General features: G+C 39.8%; 1 pseudogene. It reads left to right on the plus strand.

What is annotated here, in order from left to right:
* Window positions 1-377, plus strand: a pseudogene (locus CP366_RS10475) (peptidase); the annotation flags it as partial.

Below are 377 nucleotides of genomic sequence, written 5' to 3' on the forward strand. Positions count from 1 at the left end.
CCCTTCCGCAAACTGGTAAAGTAACTTTTACTGTAACTTATAATACTAAGTTAACTGATTCGATGATGGGAATTTATCCATCATACTATGAGGTTGACGGGGAGAAAAAGCAAATTATCGGGACTCAATTTGAAACAACTTTTGCTCGGCAAGCTTTTCCCTGTGTCGATGAACCAGAGGCTAAGGCTACCTTCAGTCTAGCAATTAAATTTGATGAGCATCCTGGTGAAACCATTATCGCTAATATGCCAGAAGATCACGTTGAAAATGGCATCCACTACTTTGAACCCACTGTGCGAATGTCCACTTATCTTGTTGCCTTTGCATTTGGAGAACTCCAAAGTAAAATTACTGAAACAAAGGGTGGCGTTAAAGTA

Source organism: Lactobacillus sp. UMNPBX15, assembly GCF_002553785.1.
GTDB classification, from domain to species: domain Bacteria; phylum Bacillota; class Bacilli; order Lactobacillales; family Lactobacillaceae; genus Lactobacillus; species Lactobacillus crispatus.